16 protein-coding genes and 1 riboswitch are annotated in these 21,876 nt (G+C 60.1%); of the genes, 14 read left to right on the forward strand and 2 right to left on the reverse strand.

The genetic code is table 11. The annotated features are described in order from the left end of the window. Positions 1-196: 196 nt before the first annotated feature. The 11 genes from OZX75_RS01695 (at position 197) to OZX75_RS01745 (ending at position 16,418) form a co-directional block, all read left to right on the forward strand. Positions 197-2,365, forward strand: coding sequence for a glycoside hydrolase family 127 protein (locus OZX75_RS01695; protein WP_277146533.1), 2,169 nt, complete (start codon positions 197-199; stop codon positions 2,363-2,365). Positions 2,366-2,376: 11 nt separating this feature from the next. Further along, positions 2,377-2,673, forward strand: a complete 297-nt coding sequence (locus OZX75_RS01700; RefSeq protein WP_277146534.1) for a hypothetical protein — start codon at positions 2,377-2,379, stop codon at positions 2,671-2,673. A 91-nt stretch (positions 2,674-2,764) separates the two neighbouring features. Continuing rightward, entirely contained in the window at positions 2,765-4,324 is a 1,560-nt protein-coding gene (locus OZX75_RS01705) for an oligopeptide:H+ symporter (protein WP_277146535.1), read from the forward strand. A 185-nt stretch (positions 4,325-4,509) separates the two neighbouring features. Then, entirely contained in the window at positions 4,510-6,114 is a 1,605-nt protein-coding gene (locus OZX75_RS01710) for an aminopeptidase P family protein (RefSeq protein ID WP_277146536.1), read from the forward strand. A gap of 100 nt (positions 6,115-6,214) precedes the next feature. After that, on the forward strand, positions 6,215-8,488 hold the full coding sequence (locus OZX75_RS01715) for an alpha-galactosidase (RefSeq protein WP_277146537.1): 2,274 nt from the start codon (positions 6,215-6,217) through the stop codon (positions 8,486-8,488). Between the two features lie 64 nt (positions 8,489-8,552). Further along, positions 8,553-10,445: a glycoside hydrolase family 2 TIM barrel-domain containing protein gene (locus tag OZX75_RS01720; protein ID WP_277146538.1), complete on the forward strand. Its 1,893-nt coding sequence runs from the start codon at positions 8,553-8,555 to the stop codon at positions 10,443-10,445. Next, positions 10,429-11,385: a beta-galactosidase small subunit gene (locus OZX75_RS01725; protein WP_277146539.1), complete on the forward strand. Its 957-nt coding sequence runs from the start codon at positions 10,429-10,431 to the stop codon at positions 11,383-11,385. Before OZX75_RS01720 ends, OZX75_RS01725 begins: the two co-directional genes overlap by 17 nt. Positions 11,386-11,631: 246 nt before the next feature. Further along, on the forward strand, positions 11,632-13,083 hold the full coding sequence (locus OZX75_RS01730; RefSeq protein ID WP_277146540.1) for a peptide MFS transporter: 1,452 nt from the start codon (positions 11,632-11,634) through the stop codon (positions 13,081-13,083). Between the two features lie 313 nt (positions 13,084-13,396). Continuing rightward, positions 13,397-14,203 (forward strand): pyrroline-5-carboxylate reductase, encoded by an 807-nt coding sequence (gene proC / locus OZX75_RS01735; protein ID WP_277146541.1) that lies wholly within the window; start codon positions 13,397-13,399, stop codon positions 14,201-14,203. A 200-nt stretch (positions 14,204-14,403) separates the two neighbouring features. Further along, a complete protein-coding gene (locus OZX75_RS01740) occupies positions 14,404-15,039 on the forward strand; it encodes a Type 1 glutamine amidotransferase-like domain-containing protein (protein WP_277146542.1) in 636 nt (211 codons plus the stop codon). A gap of 359 nt (positions 15,040-15,398) precedes the next feature. Beyond that, positions 15,399-16,418 carry a glycerophosphodiester phosphodiesterase family protein gene (locus OZX75_RS01745; protein ID WP_525930255.1) on the forward strand — a complete coding sequence of 340 codons (1,020 nt, stop codon included), beginning with the start codon at positions 15,399-15,401 and terminating at the stop codon, positions 16,416-16,418. Positions 16,419-16,503: 85 nt separating this feature from the next. Here the strand turns inward: OZX75_RS01745 and OZX75_RS01750 are convergent, their stop codons facing one another. Both OZX75_RS01750 and OZX75_RS01755 read right to left on the reverse strand, forming a co-directional pair. Continuing rightward, the gene (locus OZX75_RS01750) at positions 16,504-18,129 is read right to left on the reverse strand and encodes an amino acid permease (protein WP_277146544.1); all 1,626 of its coding nucleotides are present in this window, start codon (positions 18,127-18,129) and stop codon (positions 16,504-16,506) included. Between the two features lie 123 nt (positions 18,130-18,252). Next, a riboswitch (Lysine riboswitch) is annotated at positions 18,253-18,430 on the reverse strand. Between the two features lie 198 nt (positions 18,431-18,628). Continuing rightward, positions 18,629-19,741, reverse strand: coding sequence for a serpin family protein (locus OZX75_RS01755; protein WP_277146545.1), 1,113 nt, complete (start codon positions 19,739-19,741; stop codon positions 18,629-18,631). 361 nt (positions 19,742-20,102) lie between these two features. Between OZX75_RS01755 and ychF the strand changes: the two genes are divergently transcribed. From ychF to OZX75_RS01770, 3 genes are all read left to right on the forward strand, one after another. Next, a complete protein-coding gene (gene ychF / locus OZX75_RS01760; RefSeq protein WP_277146546.1) occupies positions 20,103-21,191 on the forward strand; it encodes a redox-regulated ATPase YchF in 1,089 nt (362 codons plus the stop codon). A gap of 171 nt (positions 21,192-21,362) precedes the next feature. After that, positions 21,363-21,608 carry a hypothetical protein gene (locus OZX75_RS01765; protein ID WP_277146547.1) on the forward strand — a complete coding sequence of 82 codons (246 nt, stop codon included), beginning with the start codon at positions 21,363-21,365 and terminating at the stop codon, positions 21,606-21,608. Next, on the forward strand, positions 21,595-21,777 hold the full coding sequence (locus OZX75_RS01770; protein WP_277146548.1) for a hypothetical protein: 183 nt from the start codon (positions 21,595-21,597) through the stop codon (positions 21,775-21,777). The genes OZX75_RS01765 and OZX75_RS01770 overlap by 14 nt, the downstream gene beginning before the upstream one ends. The last annotated feature ends 99 nt before the right edge of the window (positions 21,778-21,876 follow it).

Raw genomic sequence — 21,876 nt, forward strand, 5'->3', positions numbered from 1 at the left:
GTCAATTTCTCTGATTTAATGGATAATTCTTTGATATTAATATAACTTAGCAATGCTTATCGTGTGATGTATTCGAATCCGCCAATCATCATGAACGAAAAACGATGATTGTCCACTCGTGCTGGTCATGTGGTTTCCTATATTGTCACCAAGGGGAGGAAACTGCCCCGGCAACGAAGCGTAAAAGGAGCATCGCATGGTTGATTGCGATAGGAACGTGCACAGCCACCCATTGGGGATCGGCAACGTAAAAGTCACCGACCGGTTCTGGTCGTCGGAACAGGAACTCGTGCGTACCAGCATGATTCCTTTCCAGTGGGAGACTCTCAATGATCGGGTGCCCGAGGCGACACCCAGCTATGCCATGCACAATTTCAAGGCGGCGGCGCGCCAGAACGAGCGCAGGGCACAGAGCGAATCCCAGGGCAAGGCATTCGAGCCCCCGAAGTTCACCAACCGTGGCTTCGATGTGTTGCCAAAGGATCCGAGAAAGCCCGACCCCGACAAGTTCTATGGCTTCGTCTTCCAGGATTCCGATCTGTGGAAATGGATTGAGGGGGCGGCCTACTCGCTGGTCCAGCATCCCGACGCCAAGCTCGAGGAGACGGTCGACGGCGCGATCGACATCGTCTGCAAAGCGCAGCTTGACAACGGCTACCTCGATACCTATTACATTCTCAACGGCATGGACCGGCATTTCACCGACCTCAAGGACTACCACGAGCTGTACTGCATGGGCCACTTGATCGAGGCGGCCGTCGCCTATTACCAGAGCACTGGCAAGGACAAGCTGCTCAAGGCGGCCGAGCGTTACGCCGATTACGTTTACGAGACGTTCGGTCCCGGCGAGCATCAGAGGCATGGCTACCCCGGTCATGAAATCGCCGAGATGGCGCTGGTGCGGCTCTACGAGGCCACAGGGTTGAGAAAATACCTCGATCTGGCCACCTATTTCGTCCGTGAGCGCGGCACCAAGCCGCTCTATTTCGAGCAGGAGGACCGTGAGCGCGCGGCCTACGAGGGCAAGCCCGTCGAGCCTGACGACAGCAAGCCGATGCCATACGCCTACTACCAGGCCCATGAGCCGGTCGTCGAGCAGGACGAGGCCGTGGGACACGCCGTGCGCGCCGGATATTTCTATTCAGGTGTGGCCGATGTCGCCAGACTGACCGGCGACAAGGACCTCAATGCCGCCGTTCGTAGGCTGTGGCGCAACATCGTCGACAAGAAGCTCTATATCACCGGCGGCGTCGGCGGCACCGTCGACGGCGAGGCGTTCTCGTACAACTACGACCTGCCCAACGATCTGGCCTACTCCGAGACGTGCGCGTCCGTCGCACTGGCGCTTTTCGCCCGGCGGATGCTCGAGCTTGAGCCGAAAGGGGAGTACGCCGACGTCATGGAAATGGCGCTGTACAACACGGTGCTCGCCGGCATGGCGCTGGACGGCAAGAGCTTCTTCTACGTCAATCCGCTGGAGGTGCGTCCCGACAACGCCCATCATCACGACAGTCGTTTCAGCCATGTCAAGGACGTGCGCCGCAAATGGTTCGGCTGCGCCTGCTGCCCGCCGAACATCGCGCGTACCGTGGAATCGATCCAGCAGAATGCCTATGGGTTGAGCGACGACGGTTCGACGCTGTTCGTCCACCTCTATGTGGGCTGCGAGGGCACGGCGGAGCTGGCCGGTGTGCCCGTCGGCTTCGAGGTCGAGGCCGGGCTGCCGTGGAGCGGCAAGGGCAGCCTGCGGCTCTCGCTGCCCGATGGCGCCTCATCGCTCGATGCCGCCATCGCGCTGCGCATGCCCAAGTGGGCCGGCGAAGGCGCTTCGTCGCATGTCACGGCTCCAGACGGGATGAGCCGGGAGGAACGTGACGGCTACCTGTACCTCAGCGGATCATGGCATGACGGTGATACCATTCGCTTCGACTTCCCGATGCCGGTGCGTCTCGTCGCGGCGAATCCTTTGGTCAGCGAGGACGCCGGGCAGGTGGCCATCGTCCGTGGCCCGATCACCTATTGCGCCGAAGAACGCGACAATGGCGGGCATCTGCATCGGCTGGTGGTCGATGGTCGTGGTGTCGTCGATGACCCCTCCCGTGTGAAGGTCATGCCCTGCGAGTTCAAGGCCGGCGCGAAGGGCGTCGGCGACAAGCGTGAGGGCGAGGTCGAAGAGGTGAGCCGCGATGTGGTCGAGCTTCAGGTGCCCGGTTGGCGTGAGGACTCGGAGCATGCCGAGGATGCACCGCTGTACGCGCCATGGCGTTCCGAGGCGCGCAAGCCCGTTGCGATCACGCTCATTCCCTATTTCATGTGGGCCAATCGTGGGGAGAACGAGATGCGCGTGTTCCTTCGCGTGCGCTGATTGCTTTCTCGATGGCTTATCCGGATTTGCCGGCGGAAAACGGAAATATCTCGTTTTCCGCCGGCAAAGTCGTTCTGTCTGTTGCTCGAGGCTGGCGACAATCGAAGCAAGTGGCAGGGCTGTGGCACAAGATGGAAACGACTATCGAAAACTGTCGGATGCTGGGTGCTGAGCAGTTTTCAGTCAAATTGGGGAGTCCCGTTGAAACCTCGTGGAACGTCATCGACACGTGGCAAACAATTGTCCACATTTTAGAGATTCTTTTCACTTTTCGGCACCTGTTCGCCGTCTATCCTCGTTCAATGTAGCGGCGGTGCTACCGTTTTTGGGACTCACGGCTTCGTCCGGTCCCCTCAATGAGGTAGGGATGCCGTTCTCAAAGAGAAAGGGAGAACCATCATGGTGACGGACAAGCAAACACTTAAACAGCCCGACCCTGCCAAGACGCAGGATGAGGCAGTGGAGAAGACGCAGGAGGAGAAAGAACTCGATGAACTTCGTTCGGATAGGTCGTTCCTCGGCTATCCCAAAGGCATAGCCTCGCTGGCAGCCGGCAATTTCTTCAATTCGATCTGCTGGGGCGCCTATGGCGCGGTCATGATCTACTATCTCTACAAGCCGTGGACCCAGGGACTCGGATTCACCCAAGGCGAGGCCGCGCAGCTCATTGCCATCGTCGGCGCCATCAATTCGATGTTCGGCATCGTCGGCAGCTGGCTGGCCGATCGCGTATTCGGAGCCCGTAAGGCATTGGTCATCGGCAACATCACCAAGGGTCTTTCCTGCGGCATCCTCGCCATTCCGGCGTTCTCGTTGTCGCAAGGCAGGGTGTTCGCTCTGGTCGGCATGATTCTGATGAACCTGCCCATCATGGGTGCCTCCAACGCCTCGCTGACCGGCCTGCTCTTCAAGCGCGACGACAGCCGTCGTGACGGTGCGTTCGCCGTCCACACCATCGCCAACAACATCGCAGGCTTCATCACGCCCATCATCGCCGCGCAGCTTGGCCTGATCAACTATCATTACGGTTTCGCCATCGGTGCCGTCGCGGCCTTCCTCTATGCCGCCGCCATCGCCATCCCAGGGCGTCGTTTCTTCGGCTCGCTTGGTGAGAAGCCTTCGCGTCCGCTTTCTACGACCGAGAAGAAGAAGTACAGCATCATCGCTGTGGCGGCCGTGGTCGTCATCGCCGTCATCGTCGCGATCGTGTTCGCCATGCACAAGGCCACCATCGGCTCCTTGGCCAATACCATCAGCTCGTGCACGTTCATCATCGCCATCGTCTTCTTCGCCGTCATCTGGAAATCGAAGCGCATCCAGGGCAAGGACCGCATGCATGTCGCCGCAATCTCGCCAATCATCATCATGCAGATCGTCATCGGCGTCGATTACGCGGTGCAGGGCACCACGTTGCTGATGTTCCTCGACCAGCGCATCAACCGCAACTTCTTCGGTATCGAGATCGCTCCTGGATCCTTCCAGACGGTCGTCGCCGTCATCGCTCTTATTGCCGGCGTGTTCTACAGCTGGCTGTGGGCCACCAAGCTCGGCGCGAAGTGGAAGTCCGTCGACCGTCTGTGGTTCGGCTACATCTTCCAGGGCATCTCGAACCTGCTGCTCATCGTGCCCACCGTGATGCTCAATCCCTCGATCAAGAAGTATTCGGTTTTCTGGATTCTGCTCTACTATGTCGTTTCCAATCTCGGAGGCTTCCCCTACGCGGTCGCTGCGAACTCCGCCATCGCGGCTGCGGCTCCGAAGTCCTATGAGACCCAGCTGCAGACCGGTTTCACGCTCGCTGCCTCGATCGGTACCGCCATTTCCTTGGTGCTTTTCGGCAAACTCACCTCGTTGGTTCAGCAACTGCCGTTGTTCCTGATTCTGGGCATCTGCGAGATTGTCGTCGCCGTGGTGATTATCGTCTTCCGCAAGAAGATGAGCAATGCTCTGCTGAGCTGACATTCAGCTTCGCATTGGGTGGGACATCGGCTGGTTTGTTCGGTCGGTGCCCCACCCGACGCTACCTGCCCGGTAATCTTCCGTCATAAGAGACATTCGGGCAAGCCGGTTCAGGACCGGCAATATCATGAACAGATAGCGCTGCGTGCAAAGAAGTGCGGAGCGCATAAAGGAAAAGAAACAATATGAGCAATTACGATTCTGAACAGTTGGCGGCGCTGAAGGCTGCCGCGGCCGACAACAGCACCGAGGTGGCCAAACGCAAGCTGGCGGGTGGGCTGCGCTGCGAAGGCAAGGGCTTCGAAGACATCATTTTCAAGGACTGGGATCCCGACGTGTCCAAGGTGCGCTATGAGCGCAGCCCGTTGGCCGATGACGCCGCTAAGCACCGCGACCGCTTGGCAGGGGAGCTGCCCGGCGAGCGGCTGGTGATTCCCGCCGGTGTGCCTCGCCACCGCACCTGGGACATCGATTTCCTCTATCATCCGGGCACCGCTTTCACCCATCTGACCGGTCTCGGCAAGGATTACGAGTCCGGTGCCGTCCTGCTCATCGACCCGGTGGTGAATGCCGACGGCAGCATCGGCCACGACGACACCATCTATCTGGAGCCGTTCATCGACCGCACCAATCCGCGTTTCTTCTCGGATTCCAAGCACGGCGAGTTCTGGATCGGCCCGAGGCCGTTGCCGGAGGATTTCGAGATCATGAGCGGGATCAAGGTTCGCACCATCGACAAGCTGCCAGAGGCGCTGAAGGCCGGAGCAAGCCCGGACGGCATCCGCATTCGCCTGTTGCGCGGCCTTGACGAGGCCTTGGACGCCAAGGTCGACGCCGTGCGTCGGGAATGCGGCCTTGGCGACGCCAAGAGCAACGCCGGCGTGGATGCCGTGCTCGAGGAGCGCGAGGACGAGGGGCGCATCATCAAGACGAAGCTCGAGATCGAGGAGATCCGCAAGGCCGTGCGCACCGCCGAGCGTGGCTTCGACCGCGTCGCCGACATGCTGCCGGTGGCCCGCAAAGTCGAGCGCGGCGAGCGCCTGCTGGAGTCGACGTTCACCCAGTCGGCCCGTTACGAGGGCAATGAGGTCTCCTTCCCGACGAACGCTGGTTCCGGCCAGCACGCCACTATCCTCGACTATCACGCCAACAACGCCCGCCTCAAGGACGGCGACCTGTTCCTCATCGACGCAGGTGTGGAGATGGACTCCATGTACTGCTCCGACATCACGCGCACCTTCCCGGTCAACGGCAAGTTCACCAAGCCCCAGCGCGAGGTCTATCAGGCGGTGCTCGACTCATCGAACGCCGCCATCGCCGCGGCGAACAAGCCGGGTGCGGTCTACCACGACATGATCGAGGCCGTGATGGTCTCGGTGGCGCACTCGTTGGAGCGCATGGGCATCCTGCCGGTGAGCGCCGAGGAGGCTTTGCGCCCTGACGGCCACCAGCAGTATCGCTGGCTCTATCACGGCACGGGTCACTTCATGGGCATCGACGTCCATGACTCCTACCATTCGCGCGACGAGATGTATCCGTACAGTCCGCTGAAGCCGGGCATGGTCTTCACCTTGGAACCGGGGCTCTACTTCGACGAGGCCGACCTCTTGGTACCCGAGCAGTACCGAGGCATCGGCGTGCGCATCGAGGACGATCTCGAGGTGACCGAGGACGGCGAGACCAAGCTCATGACGAAGTTCGCGCGCACCCCCGACGAGATCGAGGACTGGCTCGCGCACCATTCGCCCGACGACTATCTCAAGAGCTTCCTGCTGCCCAGCCTGCGCTGAGACGGCAGCCGGCCCCATCGGAATCAATGGTTCGTCACGACGTCGTAGCCGTGACGAACCTCGCGCGTATAACACGGACTTGTGAAGGAGCAAGGCAGTCATGCCTATTGTGTTTCATCAACGGACCAAGGTGTTCCATATATACAACCGGTATTTTTCGTATATCATCGACATCCTGCGCAACGGCCAGATCGGCCAGCTCTATTTCGGGGCCCCGCTTCGGGACCGTGAGAACTTCAGCCATATGCAGGTCAACGACCGTCGGGACATGGCATCCTGCGTCTATGCGGGTGACCAGAGCTTCTCGATGGAGGATATCAAGCAGGAGTATCCGGTCTCGGGCAACGGCGACACGCGCGATATGGCAGCCACCGTCGTCAATCCCGACGGCAGCCGCGTCATGGACTTCTCTTATGTCTCGCACACCATCATGCTGGGCAAGCCAAGACTCGAGGGGCTCCCGGCGACCTATGTGGACAATGACGACGAGGCGACCACGCTGACGATCAGCCTGGCCGACCGACTCACCGGCTGCGGACTCGAGCTTTCCTACACGCTTTATGAGCGGCGGGCCGTCCTGACGCGTAACGCCAGGTTCGTCAATCGTGGCACGAAGGCGTTGGGCATCGAGGCGGCCATGAGCGCCAGCATCGATCTGCCCGAATCGCGGTGGAACATGCTTTATCTGACGGGGGCGTGGGGAAGGGAGCGTCATATCCGCGAGCGTCCTTTGGCCCTTGGCATCCAGTCGATCTACAGCCTGCGTGGTCACAGCTCCCACCAGTTCAACCCGCTGATGGTTCTTAAGAGGCCCGAGACCACCGAGGACGATGGCGAGTGCTTCGCGATGAGCCTGGTCTACAGCGGCAATTTCCTCGCCCAGGCCGATGTCGATAACTACCATGTCGCCCGTGTCATGATGGGCATCCATCCCCAGGGGTTCTCCTGGAGGCTTGGGGCGGGCCAAACGTTCCAGACCCCCGAAGTGGTCATCGTCTACAGCGGCGAAGGCATGAACGCGATGAGCCAGACCTTCCATGAGCTGTATCGCACCCGGTTGGTCAGGGGCTATTGGCGTGAGCGTACCCGCCCGGTGCTGATCAACAGCTGGGAAAGCACGTACATGAAGTTCGATGAGGATTCGCTCGTCGAAATCGCCGAAAAGGCCCACGATCTCGGCGTGGACCTCTTCGTCCTCGACGACGGGTGGTTCGGCCAACGCGACAACGACGAGTCGTCGCTGGGCGATTGGTTCGCCGACCGCAGGAAGCTGCCGCATGGCGTTCAGGGGCTCGCCAGACGCATCGCCGCCACCGGCATGGGGTTCGGCCTGTGGTTCGAGCCGGAGATGATCAGCGAGGATTCGGAGCTCTACCGCGCGCACCCCGACTGGGCGATGCACGTGCCCGGACGCCCACCGTTGTATGGGCGCAACCAGTTCGAACTCGACTTCACCAGGCCGGAAGTCGTCGACTACGTGGCTGGGAAGATGGAGACGATTCTCGGCACGGGGCTGGTCGGCTACGTCAAATGGGATATGAACCGTTCGATGAGCGATGTGTATTCGCCGTCCCTGCCGGCGGACCGCCAGGGCGAGGTCTACCATCGCCAGATACTTGGCGTCTACGCGCTCTATGAGCGTCTGACCGGTGAATTCCCCAAGGTGCTGTTCGAGTCCTGCGCCTCGGGCGGCGGTCGTTTCGATCCGGGCATGCTGTACTATGCCCCGCAGGGCTGGACCTCCGACGATTCAGACGCCGTCGAGCGGCTTGGGGTCCAATACGGCACGTCCTTGGCCTATCCGATCTCGAGCATGGGCAGCCATGTATCGGCGTCGCCCAACCAGCAGGTTTTCCGCGACACGCCGTTGAAGACCCGCGCCGACGTCGCCTATTTCGGCACATTCGGCTACGAGCTGGACGTCAACAAGATCGATGCGGGGCAGCAGGAGGAGATTCGGCGTCAGATAGCTTTCTTCAAATCGCATGCCGAGCTGATCGGCCATGGCCTGTTCTACCGGCTCATCAGTCCCTTCGGCCCCAATCCGGTAGGGCTTCCCGAAGGGTCCGAAACCGCCTGGATGGTCGTCTCGCCGGACAGGAGGCATGCCTTGGTCGGCTATTATCGCGCACGCCAGCCCGTCAACGAGGGGTATCGGGCGCTGGCGCTGCGTGGGCTGGATCCGGAATGTGAATATAGCGTTCACGACACGGCCTACCGTATGCCGCGCGTCGACGGGGAGCGGTTCTATGGAGACGAGCTGATGCGGCGTGGTTTCGACATCTCCGATTCCGGATTCGGGCCATGGACGACGTGGATACGTCAAGGGGACTATCAATCTCGTCTTTTCGAGGTCGACGCCTGCCGGTCGTAGGACGGTTCGACCGCGCTCGAACGGACAGGGGTGCGGCCTCAAGAAACGAGGAAAAGAGGAAGTCATGAAACCATCGTTGGAGTGGCTTGACCAGCCGCAGACCTTCAGGGTCAACGAACTGCCGGCGCATTCCGACCACCGTTGCTACGCGGACGCAGGGGAGGCCGAGAGCGGCCGTTCCAGCCTGGTGCGGTCGCTGGACGGCCAATGGCGTTTCCACTACGCCGAGAACCCCGGGGCGATCGGGGAGGGGTTTTATGACTTGTGCTCGGATGAGGAAGGGTTCGGCCTCATCGAGGTGCCGGGGCATATCGAGCTTTCCGGCCACGCGCAACTGCAATACACCAACACGGCCTACCCGTGGGAGGGGTCGGTGTTCCGCCGCCCGGCGTACACGACGCCTCCCGACGACCCGCAGGCCGGCAGCTTCTCCGAGGCGCCCGACAACCATGTCGGTCTCTACCGCCGGCATTTCGAGCTTGACCAGACGTGGGCGTCCCGTCCGCTGCACATCCGCTTCGAGGGCGTCGAGCGTGCGTTCTACCTGTGGTGCAACGGCGAGTTCGTGGGCTACGCCGAGGATTCGTTCACGCCCAGCATTTTCGACCTGAGCCCCTATGTGCATCAGGGCGACAATCTCATCGCGGTGGCGGTGTTCCGGCATTGCACGGCCAGCTGGATCGAGGACCAGGACTTCTTCCGCTTCTTCGGCATCTTCCGGCCGGTGAGTCTGCTTTCCCTGCCGGCCACGCACGTCCAGGATCTCGACGTCAAGCCGACCTTGGAGCAAGATGACCGGCTCGGCGTGCTCAACGTCTCCGCGGCGCTCTCACCGGTGAGCCCAGGATCGCGGGTGGAGATCGAACTGGCCGATAGGAACGGCGAGGCGCTGGGCGGCAGCCAGACGCTCCAGGCATGTGAGCACGTCGTCTGGCCGGCGATCACGGTCGACGATCCTCATCTCTGGTCGCATGCCGACCCCTACCTCTACACCCTCACCGTCACGGTTCGTGACGCGCGGGGCGCCGTCGTCGAGGTGGTGCCCCAGGAGGTCGGCTTCCGCCGCATCGAGATCGGCGCGGACAAGGTGGTGCGGCTCAACGGCGAACGGCTGAGAATCAACGGCGTCAACCGCCATGAGTGGAGCGCCGTGAGAGGGCGCGCCATCAGGCAGGCGGACATGGATGCCGATATGGCGACGATCCGCGCCAACCACATCAACGCGGTGCGCACCTGCCACTATCCCGATCAGCTGCCGTGGTACCGGATGTGCGACGAGGCCGGCATCTACGTGATGGCCGAGGCCAACATGGAGTCGCATGGCACCTGGTCCAAATTGGGCGGCATCGACGGGTCATACAACGTGCCGGGCAGCTTCCCGCAGTGGCGTGAGATGGTGATCGATCGCGCCAGGACGCAGTACGAGACGCTCAAGAACCATCCCTCGATCCTTTTCTGGTCTCTGGGCAACGAGTCCTATGTGGGCGAGAACATCGCGGCCATGAATGAGTATTACAAAAATGCCGACCCGACCAGGCCGGTCCACTACGAGGGGGTCGTACACAACCGGGAATACGAGGACCGCGTCTCGGATTTCGAGAGTCGGATGTACGCCTCGCCCGACGACGTCGCCGCTTATCTTGACGATCATCCGAAGAAACCTTTCATCTTGTGCGAGTACATGCACAGCATGGGCAACTCCGTCGGGGGATTGGCCGACTACATGGCGCTCTTCGACCGCTACCCGCTCTATGTCGGCGGATTCATATGGGATTTCAAGGACCAGGCGCTGCAGGTGCGCGATCCGTCGACGGGCCGCAAGGTGATGCGTTACGGAGGCGACTTCGACGACAGGCCCACCGAGCGGCAGTTCTCCGGCGACGGCCTGCTCTTCGCCGACGGCAGTCCGAAGCCCGCGATGCAGGAGGTGAATCGGGAGTATGGCAACAATGAGTGAAAAAATCGCCGTCATCATCGACGAGGAGATGATCGGCCTGCACGCTGGTGGTGTCGCTTGCCTGTTCGATTACGGCGAGGGGCCGGTATCGCTGCGGGTCGGGGGCCGGGAGTGGCTCTACCGCGCGCCGCGGCCGACCTTCTGGAGGGCGACGACCGACAACGACCGCGGCAACGGGTTCTCTGTCCGTTCGGCGCAATGGGTTGGAGCCGAACTGTTCAGTGCGGTCAAGGGGCTGCCCAAGCTGCAGGTGGACGGCAAACCGGTCGCCATCCCCTATACTCCCGCCGACGGCAGCACCGGCGGAAAGCTGGAGGCCTCCGACGTCTCGCTGAGCTATGTCTTCGTCACGCCCACGAATCCGTCGACCAGCGTGGATGTATGTTACCGCTTCGATGCCACGAGCCGGCTTTCGGTCCGCGTCCGCTACCACGGCCAGCCCGGCCTGCCGCAGCTGCCGGCGTTCGGTCTGAGGATGGTCATGCCGACGCCGGCCACCGGGTTCGCTTATTTCGGCCTGCCCGGCGAGACCTACCCCGACCGTCTCGGCTCGGGGCGTCGTCAGCTGGTCGAGGTCGAGGGCATGCCGGTCACCCCGTATCTGGTCCCGCAGGAATGCGGTATGCGCACCGATGTCGATTGGGTCAGGATCACCCGCGAGACGACCCTGAACAACGCCGACGCCTCACGCGCCCCGTACAGCCTTACCGTCGCTAGCGTCGACAGGCCGCTGTCGTTCACCTGTCTGCCCTATACGCCCCTTGAGCTGGAGAATGCCGACCACCAGGAGGAGCTGCCGCCCGTCAGGCGCACGGTGCTGACGGTCTACGGCGCCGTGCGTGGCGTCGGCGGCATCGACAGCTGGGGTGCGGACGTCGGTGAACGCTATGCGATCAGCGGCGAGCAGGACCTGGAATTCGGCTTTGCCGTCACGCTCTGATGTGTCGGTAAGAAAGAGAATCGGTCTCATTCATACCGCCGCGTCGTGCTCTGCGGCATCGGGTTGATGCAAAAAATATCCACCTAATGACAATTTCGGAACCTTGCCGGTTTCCGGTGCGGAACCATAATGGAAAAGTTATGTGTCCGGCATTGCCGTCCGCTACAACGGTCGTCACGCGACAACCGTTGCCAAAGGCGATCGGGCGGTGGTTCTGGATGCGAATCATTGCGAGAAAGAAGCAATATGAAGAAGGAACGAACCTTCCTGGGTCATCCGCTTGGCATGGGTGTCCTGTCGGTGGTGCAATTCGGCAAGGGGTTCGCCAACTATGGCGTTTCCTCGATTCTGATCTACTATCTGTATAAGCAGGCGGCACAGGGTGGCCTGGGCTTCAGCGAGGACGTCGCCTCGCAGCTCACCACGGTCTACACCACGCTCTCCCTGCTCGCCGGACTTCTGGGCGGCTATCTCGCCGACCGGTTCTTCGGCCTGCAGCGGGCGATGTTCTGGGGCAACCTCTCGCTGTTCGTCGGTTGGGCCCTGCTCGCCGTCCCGCACGGCGGCATCCCGTTCTACTTCGCCTCCCAGGTGGTGCTGCTGATCGGCTTCGCCTGCATGGGCAGCGCCCAGAACGCGTTGGTCGGCAGAATGTACAGCAAGGACGATCCGAAGCGTGACACCGGTTTCGGCATGCTCTACGTGGTCAGTAATGTCGGCGCGATCTCCCCGATGATCACCGGCGCCATCGCCATGGCGTTCAACTACAACGCCGGATTCGCGCTCGCCGCCCTGGTGCAGGGCGTCTGCTTCCTGACCTATGCGCTGTTGCATAAGAAGGTGTTCGGCGACATCGGCGCCGAGCCCACCGATCCCTTCCCTCCCGAACAGAAGAAGAAGGACATGACGGTTCTCGTCGTGGCCCTCGTCGTGGTGCTGGTCGCCCTGATCGTCCTGTTCGCCACCGGAATCCTGACGGCCAAGACCTTCAGCAACGGTGTGAGCACCATCAGTGTCTTCATCCCGTTCGTCTACATCATCTACATCGTGCGCAGCAAGAAGACCAACGGTCGCGAGCGTGTCCGCATGGGCGCTTTCGTCATCTTCTTCATCGGTGTGGCGCTGACCGGCATGATCTTCTACCTGTCCACCAGCGTGCTCGCCGTCTATGCCGAGAAGAACGTGAACACCACCCTGTTCGGTATCCACTTCTCGCCGGCGAGCTTCCAGACGGCCAGCGCGATCTTCGCCGTCGTCTTCGGCTCGTTCTTCAGTTGGCTTTGGCAGGCCCTCGACCGTCACCAGCCGTCCACGGCCGTGAAGTTCGGTGTGGGCGTCTTCTGCTACGGCTTCGGTCCGTTGTTCATGGCCATTCCGCTTTCCATGCTTTCCAATGGCGGCCGTCAGAGCCCGATGTGGCTGATTGCCTTCTACGCCATCATCACCATCGGCGAGGCCATCGTCTCCCCGTTGGGCGGCTCGGTGAGCTCCAAGCTTGCGCCGCAGGCGTTCCTGGCGCAGGTCGTGACGGTCTGGAACCTGGTCAATTCCACCGGTTCCGGCATGGCCACGCTGTCGATCAACTTCTATCAGAAGGGCCACGAATCGATGTTCTTCATCGTCATCGGCGTACTGACCTGCCTGGTCGGCTTCATCATCTGGCTGTTCAGGAGCCGTCTGAACAAGATGCTCGAGTAGTGCAATCGCACTGATTGCGCAATGGCGGGTCGTTCGTTCGGTCACGGTGGTGATCGGATGGACGACCCGCTTCGTTGTCTTGGCACCATCATGAGTTCTGGCGCCGGGTCGGGGCGGAACCGGATTGGCGGGAACCGCCTTCATGCTCTTTTGGGACCGGGGTTGCCATAAGCTTGATATCGGGACGGGTTCTTCTATTGTCACGAGGTCCCGGCCGCCGTGGCCAGCAGGCCGGCGCGCGCCGGGTACACCATGACGGACGAACACAGACTTAGACAGACAACCGCAGACAACGCGACAGCAAGGAGTTCTTATGGCAAGCGATATCAACGACGTCACGGTGGGATTCATCGGTTTCGGCAACATGGCGCAGGGCATCGCCAAAGGTCTGGCCAACGGGGGAGTGATCGACGGCTCGCAGATCGTCGCCAACTCCGGCCATTTCGACAAGGTGCAGGCCGCTACGGCGTCTATCGGCGCCAAGGCCACCCATAACGCCAAGGAGACCGTCGTCGCCTCGGATGTCATCGTCGTGGCCGTGAAGCCTGGTCAGATCGAAACCGCGCTCGCCGATGTCCTGGACGATCTGAAAGCCGAAGACAAATTCGTGGTCTCCATCGCCGCAGGCCGCAATCTTGACTATTATCAGGGGCTTCTGGGTGACGGTGCGCACGTGCAGTGCGTTATCCCCAACACACCCATCGAGGTCGGTCAGGGCATCCTCGTCACTGAGAACGCGAACACGCTCACCGATTCCCAGCGTGAGACTTTCGAGGCGCTGTTCTCGCCGATCGCCTTGATCGAACGGGTCGACACCCCGCTGATGGACATCGGCTCGTCCGTGGCCGGCTGCGCGCCCGCATTCACCGCCATTTACATCGAGGCGCTCGCCGACGCCGGTGTGAAGTACGGCCTGAAGCGCGAGACCGCCTACCGTCTCGCCGCCAAGATGACCGAGGGCGTCGGAGCGCTTTACATGGCCACCGGCACCAACCCCGGAGCGATGAAGGACGCGGTCTGCTCGCCGGGCGGCACCACCATCAAAGGCGTCACCGAACTGGAAAAGCAGGGTTTCCGCGGCGCGGTGATCAGCGGCGTCGACGCCATCCAGAACGGCTGACCGGCGGCAATAAATGTATGGCCATGGCGTGTGTCTCCTCGAGGCGCGCGCCATGACGTTTTTGCGGCGTTTCTGCGCATTTTTCGGTTATAAGATATGCTCTGAAACGCAAGTGCGGACGCCGATGCAGGAGCATTTGAAACCGGCGCAGTTGCGAACGCAAACGGTGATGAGCCTCAATCGGCAGAAAGGAGGCCGGCATGGCAAGGATGATATTGGCGTCCCGCGTGCTGCCGGCCCTCCACGCGTTGCGGCGAGGGCTCTCCCGTCGCCATCGCGACCCGGCGTCGCCGAAATGGCGGATCGCCTATATCCCCGCCGCCGACGACCACGAGCTCAGCCGCTGGTTCCGCCCTCTGGTCCGTCTGGCGATGCGGCTCAACGGTTTCCGGGTTCGCACCGTCGATTTGGCGACGACGATGCGCGACGAGGTCAAACGTTCCCTGGCGGCGTCGGATGTCATCTGGGTGGGTGGCGGCAACAGCTTCCATCTGTTGCATGAGCTGAAACGCAGCGGCGCCGGACGTGTCATCGCGTCTCTGGTGCACGCCGGCAAGCCCTACGTCGGCGTCTCGGCCGGGGCCGTCGTCGCCGCTCCCGACATCAGCTATATCGAGCCGATGGACGATCGCGCGGTTGCAGCCGACCTCGACGACACCGCCGGTCTCAATCTGGTCGATTTCCGTGTCATTCCGCACCTCGATCATCCATTCATGGGACGTGCCGCCCGGCTCATCGCCTCGCTGGAACGGCGGCGCGGGCATGTCACGCACGTCCTTGAAGACGCATGGACGGTGGTTGTCAACGACGCCAAGGTGCTTATCCATCGTCGGTAGTGGTAGGAAACGCATGCTTTTTGTGGGGAGTGTGTCTCGTCTGATTTCATCCCATTGTATTGTTTCGCGTCTTACGTCATGGGATTGCCGTTGAGGCTGTGGTCGCCGGGTGGGGGTGTCGGCCGTTCCACGGAAACTGATGTGAGAATGCCGTGCCGTTTCCGTCGCTTCGGTTCGTCAATATCCCTATGATGGATATTGCTATGTTTGTGCAAAGCCATTTTGAAGGAGGGCCGGCGATGCCACATCGTTCAGTATCGAGGCACGATGGACGTAACACTGTCGGGAAAGGTCGGCAATCGCTTCTCGTCCGTGCGGTGTTTGCCGGGTTGGCGCTTGCGGGTGCAGGTATCTGGGCCATGTCGCCAAGGTCTTGCAAAGACCGCGAACGCAATCGTGTGCCGGCCATGCCGGATGTCTGGTATGCGCATCGCGGGCTTCACGACGCCGGTTCTGGTCTGTCTTCGCAATACCGTGAAAGCGACGGGGAATATATCAGACTCGCCCGTCGTATGGCCCGCAAGGCCGGGTATGGTGCGGGTCGGGAAAATGATGAGCGACCCATCGCCCCGGAAAACTCGCTTGCCGCCTTTGCCGCGGCCTGCGAGGCAGGATACGGCATCGAACTTGACCTGCAGCTCACGGCCGACGACAGGGTCGTGGTGGCTCATGACCCGGACCTGCTGCGTGTGGCCGGTTGCCCTCAACGTGTCGCTGATCTGACATACGACCAATTGCGTCATATCCCGCTGTTCCCGAACCCGAGCGTATACGGGGATGCCAAGGCCGAGCCTCTTTCGCAAGCCGAGTTGGAGGCGGAGAAGATCATGCCGTTGCCGCAGCAAAGCCAGTACCAGCACGTCCCGCTGTTCTCTGACGTGCTGAAGGTTGTAGGCGGGCGTGTGCCGATTATCGTCGAGTACAAATTCGAAGGCAATTCGTGGGGCGCTCGCCAACGCTTGCTGATGGAAAGCGGCGACAAGCTGCTGCGTGACTATGACGGAGCGTATGTGGTGGAGTCGTTCAATCCGCTGGCCATGCGTTGGTATCGGCAGAACCATCCCGAGGTTTTCCGCGGACAGCTTGCCGTTTCATCGCCATTCCCGATTGACCGAAATACTGATTTGCAGACGAATCTGCACTCGCTGCAACGTGGCATCATCCCTTGGATCGCGGGCAAACTCGGCTTCAACTGGGTGTCGCGTCCGGATTTCGTGGCCTATGACTGGCATGGTGGTCGTTCGCCGCAGCTGCGCTTGGTTCGTGCGTTGGGTGCCGTGCCGGTGGCTTGGACCCCGCGTAGTGCCGAAGAGCTCGAACATTGCGTTCGTGATTTCGGCTACTTCATTTTCGAGTCGTTCATACCGTCGGAGAGCTGAAGTATTAGCCGGTTCATAAACAGAGTGCGTCCGGCATGTTTCCATTTGCCGGACGCACCCAAAGATCCACTATAATATCGGTTTTCTAGACCGTCGTTTCCTTGTTTTCGCTCTCCTTCGAGATATCAGATGGGGAAACGTCCACTTCATCCAGGGGGATGATGTGGGTGTGGTACTTGATCTTGTAGCCGATGTAGAGGATCAGGACCAACGGCAGGCCGATGTAGGTGATGCCGATCTGCTGCCAATCCCAGTGGACGAACGCGTCGATGTTCTGCCCGCCGATCACCACGATGCACAGGATGAGCGCGATGATCGGGCCGAGCGGGAAGAGCTTCGCGTGGTACTTCAGCTCCGAAAGCTGGTGGCCTTGCTTGATGAACGCGCGACGGAAGCGGAAGTGGCTGATGGCGATGCCGACCCAGGCGATGAACCCGGTGAGTCCCGAGGCCGCGACGAGCCACATGTAGATCTTCTGGCCGAAGATTGAGGCGGCGAAGGTGGCCAGGGAGATGATGGTGGTGACGATAAGCGCGGCCAGCGGAATGCCGTGTTTGGTCGTGCGCGAGAAGAACTTCGGGGCGTAGCCGTCGCCGGCCAGCGAATAGAGCATGCGCGTCGAGGCATACATGCCCGAGTTGGCCGCCGAAAGCACTGCGGTCAGCACGATGGCGTTCATCAGGCTTGCGGCGAAGGCGAGGCCGGCGCGCTTGAAGACCAGCGTGAACGGCGACATCGCGATATTGCCGTCGGCCGCCGAAAGCAGGTTCGGGCTCGTGTAGGGGATGAGCGCGGCGATCACGAAGATCGAAAGGACATAGAAGAGCAGGATGCGCCAGAAGACGCTGTTGATGGCCTTTGGCACCGCGTGCTCCGGATCTGCCGATTCGCCCGCCGTCACGCCGATGAGCTCCGTGCCCTGGAACGAGAAGCCGGCGATGAGAAAGACGCTCAGGATGGCCGGGAACCCGCCGACGAACGGGGCGTCCTTGTAGGTGAAGTTGCCGAAGCCGACCGCAGGATGGAACATGATGCCGAAGATCATGGCGAAGCCCAACACGAGGAAGACGATGACGGTGATGACCTTGATCAGCGACAGCCAATATTCGGTCTCGCCGAACGCGGAGACGGTCAGGGCGTTGATCAGGAAGATGACCACCAACACGATGAGGCTCCAGATCCAGCCAGGAGTGTGGGGCAGCCAATATTGGATCAGGAGGGCCGCGGTGGAGATATCGACGGCGACGGTGATGGCCCAGTTGAACCAATAGTTCCAGCCCATGGCGAAGCCGAGAGCCGGGTCGACGTATTTGGCGTTGTAGGTCGCGAAGGAGCCAGAGACCGGCTGGTTGGTCGCCAGCTCGCCGAGGCTCGTCATCAAAAAGTAGACCATGATGCCCATGGCGATGTAGGCCACCAAGCCGCCGCCGGGGCCTGCCTTGGAGATGGTGGAGCCCGAGGTCATGAACAGGCCCGTGCCGATGCAGCCGCCGAGCGCGATCATCGAGACGTGGCGGGTCTTCAGGTTGCGTTGCACGCCGCCGTTGCCTGTTTTGCCTTTGTCGCCAAGCGAGGGGATGGGGTGCGTGGCCGCGGCCTTGATGTTCGGATCGGCCGATTGGTGTGCTGCTTTGCCGGCCTTCGCTCCTGTCGCCGTAGACTGGGACGAAGTGCTGGTTCCACTTTCGGTATGGTCGGTTGTTGCCGACATACTGCTTTCCTTCCGGTAGGGAAGAAGCCTACAGAGATGCGAATGGCCGTCAGTGCATTTGTCGCTTGAAAGCCGAGCTATGATATCGAGCCACGCCTCATCGCGAAAAAGCCTACAACGATTCTCATCGATAGCGCTCCGCGGCATTGGCCGCGACAGTCCTGGATCTCTTGGACCCAGGCCCAACTTCCCGCCGCGGAGGCGACCGGAAATTTCGGCTGGACTCCCTTTCACCGGCCTTCGCGGGCACCGCCGTGCCTCTGGTCGGTTACTGATGGGTTCAGCGACCTCTTCTGTGATTGATGATAAGAGTGACTATAGGTGGTTTTCGCGACAAATCTGCCCAATACAATCAGCTGCTGGACGTTTGAGGATGCTGACCGCTTATGCGCGTCCCGATTTGCACGGTTGGGTTGCCGGTTGGGGCATTTGCCGCCGTTGCTTTGTTGGTTATCTGCCGACGTCAGGCAATCGGACCGTTGCTATACTCGTCGTCTGTCTACAGGTTCCGCACGATGCCGATGAACAGCGGGACTCCGTCAGGGGTGTCGTATTCGTAGAGGAACGGATGGTCGACGATGAATGTTTCGATGTTGACTCTTCCTGGATTCGGTGCGCCGGTCAGCATCGCGACTTTGGTGTATGCGGCGGCTTTGACACCGGTTTCGCCCACATCGATGCTGGTGCCTTGGATGACTTGTTGAATGAAGAACTGCTCGCTGCTTGCCATTTTGGAGAAATTCGCACTGGACGAGTCAAATGCCGAACGGATTCCCAACTTTTTTAAGGTCGGTATCGTGTCGTTAAACGTGTTGGCCACCTTGAATTTCGGAAGTTCAAGGTCGACTTTGGTCTCCTCGCTTTTTGCGTTGAACATTGCGCGTAGAGAGTCGGTTTTTCCGGCCAGCTTGCTTGCCGCTGACTTCTGGTCGGGCAGCACGATTTTCAATGTGGAACCGTCGTCGAATTTTTTGTCGACACGTCTGAATCCTTTGCCTCTGGCCATGTCCATCGTCGCTTGCTGACTCATCATGGGAATCGTCGAGTCTCCTTTCATTCCATGGAACGGTTGGTCAGTCGTGTCGTCCGCATCGAATGGATCCTGCCATTTTCCGTTGGCATATACAGTGTTGAGAAGTGTCAAGGTGGAGTTGTTCGAAGCGAAATCGGGCTTGAGGATCCCATGCGTCTTCCTGTCCACCCACGAGCTCATTTGCCTGGAGGCATCGCCTGAGACCGTTTTCATCTCGGCGTCAAAGCCGGTCCTCATGGATTTTTTGTAATCCTTATCGAGCGGATGGCCTTTCTGGACCCATATCGAATTGTCGGTCTGCATCCTTGATTTGCCATGGCGTCTGCCGTTGATGGAGAGCATCAGCGAATGATAGTCATCGGTGTTGGGCTGCGTGCCGTTGTCAAGGACGGATTGCAACTCGGTTTTGGTGGTTCCTGCCGATCCCTGTTCAGCCATCGAAAGCGCCGTCCACATCGAGGTGGGGGAATAGTTCGTATTGCCTTTTTCGTCGGCCAGCTTCCGGTCGGTGAGGAAGAGGGATGAACTGTCGTATGCGAATTGCTGGACGCTGGTTTTGGCGGTTCTGCTCGGTGGCATCGCCTGGGGGTGAAGGATCAGCGCCCATGTTCCATAAGCCGCTGCAAGGAGGAGGGCCGCAATGACGCATATACTCAGTATCCGCGTCATAATACGGGAAAATTGGCGTTGGCGCCGTGGTTTCAAGCTTTCTGGTTCGGGTGGCATCGGGGAAGATTCTGCGGATACGAAGTTTGTCGCATGTCTGGTGCGTTCATTGCCGCGATTTTGCGTTGTGCCGTGTCCGTGCCTGTTGAAAGCGGCATATTTTCTCATGCGTGTCCTTTCATCGCCGATGATGCAACTGTTGCGGGCGCAATGACCGTTGATTCCATTCTAATAGGATCGTCGCTTTCGTCCGTCTCGGCGCTAGACTTGAGGTATGTCTTTAACTATCGGAATCGTCGGGCTGCCGAATGTCGGCAAGTCCACCATGTTCAACGCTTTGACCCGCAACAACGTGCTTGCGGAGAACTATCCTTTCGCCACCATCGAGCCCAACACGGGCATCGTGCCGCTGCCCGACAAGCGTCTGCCCGTGCTCGCCAAGCTGGTGGGCACCGAGAAGATTGTGCCCGCCACCGTCACCTTCGTCGACATCGCCGGTATCGTCAAGGGTGCCTCCGAGGGCGAGGGCCTGGGCAACAAGTTCCTGGCCAACATCCGCGAGGCCGACGCGATCTGCGAGGTCGTGCGTGCGTTCAAGGATGATGACATCGTCCACGTCAACGGTCGTGTCGATCCGGCCGACGACATCGAAACCATCAACACCGAGTTGATGCTTGCCGACCTGCAGACCATCGAGAACGCGCTGCCCAAGCTCGAGAAGGAGCTGCGTGGCAAGAAGGTCACGCAGGAATATATGGACGCGGTCAAGAAAGCGCAGTCGATTCTTTCGGAAGGCGAGACCATCGACCACGCCGCCTCCGCCGGCAAAATCGACAAGGCCGACATCTACGACCTGCATCTGATGACCGCCAAGCCGTTCATCTACGTCTTCAACGTTGACGACACCGAGCTGGGCGATACGGACTTTCAGAAGAAGCTAGCCGACTCCGTTGCGCCTGCGCAGTCGATCTTCCTCAACGCGCAGTTCGAGTCCGACCTGACCGACCTCGACGAGGCCGACGCGCGCGAGATGCTCGCTGACGCGGGCCTCAAGGAATCCGGCCTCGACCAGCTGGCCCGCGTGGGCTTCGACGTGCTCGGCTTGCAGACCTTCCTCACCGCAGGTGTCAAGGAGGTGCGCGCCTGGCAGATTCATCAGGGCTGGACCGCCCCGCAGGCCGCCGGCGTCATCCACAGTGATTTCGAACGTGGTTTCATCAAGGCCGACATCGTCTCCTACGACGATTTCGTCGCCGCCAAGGGCAGCATGAACGAGATCAAGGAGGAGGGCAAGCTTCGCCAGGAGGGCCGCGACTACGTGATGCAGGACGGTGACATCGTAGACTTCAAGTTCAACGTGTGAGACTGTGATACGCTTAACCCTTACAAGTGGTTCGATATCATCTGGTATCGGGCCACTTTTGTTATCTAAGCAGCAGTTGGTCATTCTTTAGAGGTACATATTGATCGGTGCGGCTTGCTTAGTATCATGGAAACTAGTAAGCAAGTTTAGATTGATAAAAGGCGGGTGTCTTTGAGCGAGATTATTACGATGAAGCTTGGTCCGCGTAAGCCGGTTCGTCACGAGGAACTGCCAGAAGGCGGATACCGCGAATTTATCGGCTGGCAGGAAGGTATGTCACCCGAAGAGGTGTGGCATGCCGGCAACAGTTGGTGGAAACTTGAGCCTGGCCGAGCGGTACGTTGTGATTTGGCTGTTATCCTCAATCCCGAAAACACAGTCGTGCGTGGCAAAAGTTCGAGGTTTGATCAAACGTGAGGACATGCGCATGGGCTTCATCGGTGAACCGGTGAAACGCCAATACGATGCATGGCTCGGGAAAACGTTAAAACGCAACGATTCCAAAAACCCAATCGCTTATTTTGATGAGCGGGACATTCTTGCGCCTGACGAAGTAGAAACAGGCACGACGTTTCTTAATCGGTAATGAGACGTGGATGTTGTGCAAATGCAACATAACTTGCTAATATGATCAGCCTCAAATGATTTACAACAAATAGAGTGATCTACTATTTGAGTGTAGTAA

It is taken from the genome of Bifidobacterium sp. ESL0800 (assembly GCF_029395355.1).
GTDB lineage: Bacteria > Actinomycetota > Actinomycetes > Actinomycetales > Bifidobacteriaceae > Bifidobacterium.